The organism is Butyribacter sp. (genome assembly GCF_056818865.1).
Genome location: NZ_DBLYGC010000040.1, coordinates 1 through 6,802, shown reverse-complemented (window position 1 = coordinate 6,802; position 6,802 = coordinate 1). Strand labels below are relative to the sequence as shown.

The following is a 6,802-nucleotide window of genomic DNA, read 5'->3' as shown; positions in this document are numbered from 1 at the left end:
TCTGCGTTCTTTTCTGATATTCTCTGCAATAATTTCGTATATGTGCTCTCTTTTCCCCATAGCCCCATCATCCTTTCTGACTTATCGCATTATATCAGAAATAATTATGGGTTTTGGTAAACTGTAATCCTTTGACATTTTCGTGTAATACTTTGCAGATATTGCTATTATTTAGTGCTTCATGCAATATACTAGTCCATCTTTTTCAGTCCTCTCAACATATCTTTAAATTCTGCATTGTTTATTACCAAATCATCATACTTTCCAGTACCAACAACAGCTCCATCTTTCAACATAACAATCTGATCCACATCTTGAAGTATCTCTTGTTTATGAGTTATAATAATAACCGTCTTTTCTTTTAGTCTCGTATGAAGAAGTCCATTGATCTGATGTTCTGAATACACATCCGTATTAGAAGTCACCTCATCAAAAATTATAATCGGTTTATCATGCACAAGAGCTCTGGCGAGAGCAATTTTCTGTTTCTGTCCTCCAGAAAGCATCGCTCCATTTTGTCCTACTACATAATCCAAAGATACCTCCTTTAAAAAATCTTCTAATCCACTGTCCTTGCAAGCAGTTTCTATCACTTCATCACTTACTTTTTTATAAATACATATATTATTGCGGATTGTATCATTAAAAAGATATATTTGCTGGCTGACTACCGAAATCATATTTCTATATGATTCTAATGTAATCTCGAAAATGTTTACTCCTTTCAATTTTATCTGTCCCGCAGTTGGTTCATACATTCTTGTGAGCAAATTGATAATTGTTGATTTTCCCGAACCGTTCTTTCCTATCAGTACAGTCTTACTTCCTTTAGGAATTTCTATATTGACATCTGTAAGAATTGGTTTGTCTGTTTCATACGAAAAAAAAACTTCTTCCAATTTCAAATTTCCAAACTCTGGCTTTATAAGTTTTCCCTTATCCGTTTCCTCTTGCAGATTCATAAACTCGTAGTATCTCTTGGTAGACGGTATAATACCTGATAGCAAATAGCCAATATTTAAAATTGCTGATATTGGACCCGTCACATAAGCACTATATGTAATAAACGCAAAAACGCTTCCAACCGATAATTGGAATTTAAACACCAAATTAGCTCCAATAATATATATCACTGTCACTAATATTTGTACAAGTGTGGTATCTATAATATTGTTCCATTGACTAAGTATATTTAGTTTCTTTTGTCTTTCAACTACTTTCGACTGCTTTTGAGAAAACTCTGCATGTTTATAATTTAATATTCCAAAAAGTTTTACTTCTCTCACACCACCAATTGTGTCACCAAACCATCTTGCGTACTTTTGACTATCATTGATAAAATCATCCATCACTTTTTTTCGTTGCTTTGCAAATTTTTTCATAACTACATATTTTATCGGAATAAACAGCAAAACTAAAATTGTCATTCGCCAGTTCAAAATAAACAACCCAATGACTCCTCCAGTCATACTGAATGCTTGTGTAACAACAAAAAACACACCTTCATCAGCAATAGATGTCATATTACCGATGTCGACATTTATATTATTTAATATTTCAGCGTAGTTCTTGTTATTGAAATAACTTGCTTTCATTTTCATAAGATGTGAAAAAGCCTGTTCAGAAAGAGAATATTGTATTTTTGCTGAAATATTGATTCTATTCTTCTCCTTGATTATATCAATTACAGAAATCACAAGATAAACCATCAAAGAACAAAGCACTAATTTTATTAACAGTTCCTTATTGCCACCAATAAAGCCATCATCCATTATTCTTCTGCTTAACAATGGTACACATAAATTCAAAACTGTTGAGATCAGCAGGCATCCAGATATAATTGATATTATTTTTGTATAGTCCTTTAGAAGTGCAAGCAATTTTCGCACTGCTTCTCTATTGCTCATCCGTAACCTCCATAAAAAGTTTTAATACTTTCTGATACAATAAGTGTATTGATCTGCTCTCAAGACAATTTATTGTTTCTCTAACCTCCATATTACCATCACAATAGATATCGATTTTCACCATTCCAGCTACAGTTTTCACCACGATAATCATATCCACAGCTTTTTCCAAAACATTTATGTCATATTCCTTCTTGTCATCAATTCCCATCAACAAAGCATCCGACTGGCAATAATAAGTCTGCCAATATAAAAAATTATATACATCTTCTCTGTTTGATTTATTACACAATTCCTCTGGCAGAAATTCCAAATCATATAACACACTCTCTACCTTACTGCTTACAGTAAACATATTATACCCGTCTTTTGCAAAATATTTTCTTAGTTCACTCAACCAATAAATACTATCCTGATTTTCTGAAAATTTGCAAATGATAACAGGAATACCTATTTCCGCTTCCCTTTTCCTACTTCCAACAATCTGCTTCACTCTCTGTTTTCTGCACCAAAAATATCTATCAAGTGTCCTATACTCTATCGGTTCTTGACCCAGATATACCATATGCTTATCCAACTTACAATATTTTTTAAATTCTTCTTTATTGTTTACAATAATAGTATCAATCACCGATAAACATCCTTCTAATTCTCCACTCACTTCTTCGAAATAATATTCTTCCCTACTTTGTTCACATCGCTTTGATACCCATGCAATTTCTATCCAATCTGGATAATATACAAAATCTTCTTTTGATGAAAGTTCTCTCCGTATTGTATAAACATTACTGTAAGATTTTTTTTCAAAATATTTTCCTATCATAGCAGTCACATATGGAGCAGCGTAGCTATTGCTATTACCCACTTTAAAAGGATTTCCTCTCAACACTATTTCATGGTCTGATGGAACAATAAAATCTACTCCTATATGTTTCTGTAAATTAATATCTATCTTAAAAACATCACCAGCCGCTATACCAATAACATTGGAAAACGATGCTGGATAAGTTTTGTATCCGTCATTAGCTGATGCAGCCACAATAACCATTCCTCTATTTGCATAATGATTAATCACATCCCGAATACTTGTTCTGTCTTGAAAATGTGTTACCCCAAGACTAAGATTCACAAGAAAAATATTATTTTGATAACACCAATCCAACGCTATTTTTAATTTATCTACCTTTCCTATTCCATCATCATTCAAAATTTTCACACTGCTTAACATACACTCAGAAAAATTATTTTCTATTATCATGGCACATATTGTCCCATGTATAAATCCCAAAAGATCCATATGTTCATTATCAATGACACAACAATTTGTATCGTCAATATATACCCTATATTCCAAAGGCTGTCTTAAAACTTTCTCTACAACTCCATTATCAATGACTGCTATTTTTACTTTATCCAAAACAATCCCACCTTCAGACAACATTTTCTACTTTTTCCTGAACCGCAGCGACAATGTTATCTAAAAAATCAAATCTTCTTTCCAATATATCTTTATCATTAAATGTAATATGAAATGCACTTTGTAACCCAAAAAATATAACCAATAAATCTCTCGGTTTTAATCCAATTCTTGGATCTAACAAACTATATTGATAATCAACTTCATCCGTAAATTTGATATTTAACTCTGTTTCAATTATGTTTATAATTTTTTCTCTTAAAGAATTTTCCATCTCTAAATTATCTCCTCTCCTAGAATTGTTCGCACCTTCCGTATTGCTGCAATCTGCTCAGCACAAAATCATATATATTTCTTTGTTCTATATCACTATTTGAAAATACTGTGTATTTTTCTGATAAATTTTGTATTTCACTTGAATATGCATACGAAAGTTTCTCCCTATACATAGAAGCAGATAACGAAACATACCTTGATACAAAATAAGCACTTGCATCAATATTATACTTAAAACGACACAGTTTCCCAAATTCATCATAAAAATCATCATTATAATTTCCATTCATCAAAGCTATTATTGAAATATCCGGAGAAAATGCACTGTACAGTTCTGTTGCATAAATGCCATAATTAAACGGATGCCTTGATGATAGAGAAAGCAACGGATCATCAATGCCAATAATTATTACATCCGGCTTATCTCTTTTTTCTATTTCTTTCAAAAAATTGTTAAAATAATGTATTCTATGTACTTCTGGTAAATCTCTGCAAAACAGTACATCGCCAAGTGAATAAGCCCCCATTAGCTCATTTAATTCCCCTGTTCCAATAAGAACCACCTTATAACCGTCCTTTTTGAAATTATTTAACAAATTTAGCTGTATCTGATATTTTTGAGCTACCGGAACCACTCCTGCCACCGATACAATCGGTGTTTCAATAATCTGCTGTACCAAAGAATATTTTAAATTTCTATAATCTATCATTCCATTTTCAAATTGAATATCATCCTGCATTTTGCATCGCACATTATTCAGACTGCATATCTCTTTAACCCTTTTTCTAAATGTAACTTGAACTCCCATCAGCCAAATTTCAATGCCTTTTTTGCAGTATTTTTCTATAACTCCTAATGCCACATCACAATCTAAAAGTTCTACATTGCTAGTTACTAAAAGCACATCTATATTACTATTTGTATCCAAGTCATCCCATTTTATTTCATGATATTCCCTTGCATATGTGCTTTTTTCTTTAATTTCTTCTTCACTTAAAATGTTACCGTTATGATTTATAAACAGGCAAAACCTATATTTATCAAACAATTCCTTATATCTTATAACTGGAACAAAAGACTCATCAAACGGATATATCCCTACATTTACTTTACTCATTTCTTCTCCTTTCATAAGGTACGACAGCCATATTTTTTTAATGTTATATAGTTTTTAATATTCTCTTCTATTGAAAATCTGCTTGTCTTACAAAAAGAAAGCCTTTTTCCTTTATCTAACTTTCCATTATTTTCTGCTTTTCCACAGCATAACTCACACATCTTATAACACCAACACCTTTTACACTCATCTTCTGAAATTTTTGCAACATTGAGCAGATTTTTAGCATTCTTTATATTAAAACCTTCCTGAATACTTCCAATACATAAAATGTCTGATGTTTCATTTACCCTTTCACAAGGGAACATCCTGCCATCCACATTCACAAACAACCTCTGTATTCCCGGTAAGCATTGTCCACCTGGACAATCGTAACAGCTCTTATGCTTATTATAAACATTTCTTTCAACCATCTGATTATGTAATGCAGATATATGAAAATTATATAGTGAATAATCATAGCCTTTTAACAAATTTGTACAACTATTTAAATAAACTTTAAAAACTTCATAGCTAGAATTTGCATAAAATTCCGGCGGCACATCATCCTGTTCCAATTCTTTTAAATTGTTTACATCAACATAATTTCCTGATACACCTATTTCTTTTACTAAATCATATGACATAAAAAACTCACTTGTACAAGAAACATCCTGTTTCAAGTCAATAACGGCATTAAAAGATATTTTTTTAATAAAGGCAGGACATATCTCCTTTACCATATCCAACTTCTCCATAACCGTTTCATATGTTCCCCTGTTACTCCCTGCAAATATTCTGTTCTTATTTTGAATGTTCGCAGGTCCATCTAAGCTAATGGTCAGATTAAAATCATGTGCTGCTAAAAATAATACACTTTCTTCTGTAAGTAATGTTGCATTACTCGTCATATTAAAAGACAACTTTTTACCTGCAAATATTTCTTCCGCATACGCAACACACTGTTTAATCAACTCATATTCTAACAGAGGTTCTCCTCCGTAAAATCCTATTGTTACAGAATCACTGTTTAACGAATGATCATAGAAAAATTTTATTGCTGCTATTGCTGTTTCGACACTCATACGCTTATTCATATGTGTTCTATTAACATAACTGCCTGAATATACACAATATTTACACCGCAAGTTACAGTTTTGTGTTACTTGCAAAATCATCATATTCAAATTGGTTTTATAAAATTCTTCAATTCTATCCGTTTCCGGATGCCTAAAAATGATGTTTTCATTTTTGTCACAAAGAAATCCTTTTTGCATCAACAAATCAATATCACTTTTGCATTCCTCACTTAATGCACTATACTCTTTCCCAATTTGTTCCCTTGTTATTGATGTTTTCGAAAGCAAATTTTTCAAAAAGTCATACATCTCATCCGAAATATGAATTATTCCATTTGTGTTTACATCATAGAAATATTTTTCATTATATACTTCTATCAAATGGATATATGGTATATGATCAATCATATATTTTCCTCCTTTTAAAAAAGGCAGCCTGACTAAAAGTCCTATCAGACTGCCCATAGCATTTAAACATATCTCAAAAGAGTAGTTCAAACACTGTTTGTAGCTTCTGAACCTAACTCAAAAGAGTCATAGGTCCGAATGACTTGTTGTACAGATTGTTGTAAGTCACATTTTTTGTGAGCTGTATCCCTGTAGCATTGGGAATTGTATTACAATTATTACAAGATGTACACAGGCATAAATTACAATTACAAGCACATGCAAAAGCAACTAATGTACCTTCATTGAATCCGCCTTTTTTACCAAGTTTCTTCATACTCATAATCTTTCACCTCCTTTCCTCAATCTTTAACTATAACTATTGAAATTGCTTCCAATATTAATAGTCGATGAATTATAATTAACGGCTTTATTGATAGTTTTAGTCTTTCCTTCAACAATATCTATACCTTCATTATCAGAAACACTGGTATTTTTTTCTTTTTCTGCCTGTCTCTTTGCCCGTTTTGACTCAAACTTTTCTTCCTCTGCTTTTTTAGCAGCTCTTTTCTCTTTTACTTTTTCCTCTTTTTCTCTGTTCTCTTTTGCTTTTCGTTCAGCATTCTCTTTCGCTATTTT

6 protein-coding genes and 1 pseudogene are annotated in these 6,802 nt (G+C 31.8%); all 7 read right to left on the bottom strand.

Annotation, left to right across the window (positions count from 1 at the left end; translation table 11 throughout):
• Positions 1-191: 191 nt before the first annotated feature.
• Positions 192-1,907 carry an ABC transporter ATP-binding protein gene (locus ACZLXV_RS12995; RefSeq protein ID WP_155177781.1) on the bottom strand — a complete coding sequence of 572 codons (1,716 nt, stop codon included), beginning with the start codon at positions 1,905-1,907 and terminating at the stop codon, positions 192-194.
• Positions 1,897-3,324: a S8 family serine peptidase gene (locus ACZLXV_RS12990; RefSeq protein WP_158555626.1), complete on the bottom strand. Its 1,428-nt coding sequence runs from the start codon at positions 3,322-3,324 to the stop codon at positions 1,897-1,899. Before ACZLXV_RS12990 ends, ACZLXV_RS12995 begins: the two co-directional genes overlap by 11 nt.
• Positions 3,325-3,337: 13 nt before the next feature.
• The gene (locus ACZLXV_RS12985; protein WP_117691134.1) at positions 3,338-3,598 is read right to left on the bottom strand and encodes a hypothetical protein; all 261 of its coding nucleotides are present in this window, start codon (positions 3,596-3,598) and stop codon (positions 3,338-3,340) included.
• 19 nt (positions 3,599-3,617) lie between these two features.
• Positions 3,618-4,718, bottom strand: a complete 1,101-nt coding sequence (locus tag ACZLXV_RS12980) for a P-loop NTPase family protein (RefSeq protein WP_119210977.1) — start codon at positions 4,716-4,718, stop codon at positions 3,618-3,620.
• 11 nt (positions 4,719-4,729) lie between these two features.
• Positions 4,730-6,184 carry a radical SAM protein gene (locus tag ACZLXV_RS12975; protein WP_349967932.1) on the bottom strand — a complete coding sequence of 485 codons (1,455 nt, stop codon included), beginning with the start codon at positions 6,182-6,184 and terminating at the stop codon, positions 4,730-4,732.
• Between the two features lie 112 nt (positions 6,185-6,296).
• A complete protein-coding gene (locus ACZLXV_RS12970) occupies positions 6,297-6,506 on the bottom strand; it encodes a hypothetical protein (protein WP_202194009.1) in 210 nt (69 codons plus the stop codon).
• Positions 6,507-6,532: 26 nt separating this feature from the next.
• A pseudogene (locus ACZLXV_RS12965) lies at positions 6,533-6,802 on the bottom strand (hypothetical protein); the annotation flags it as partial.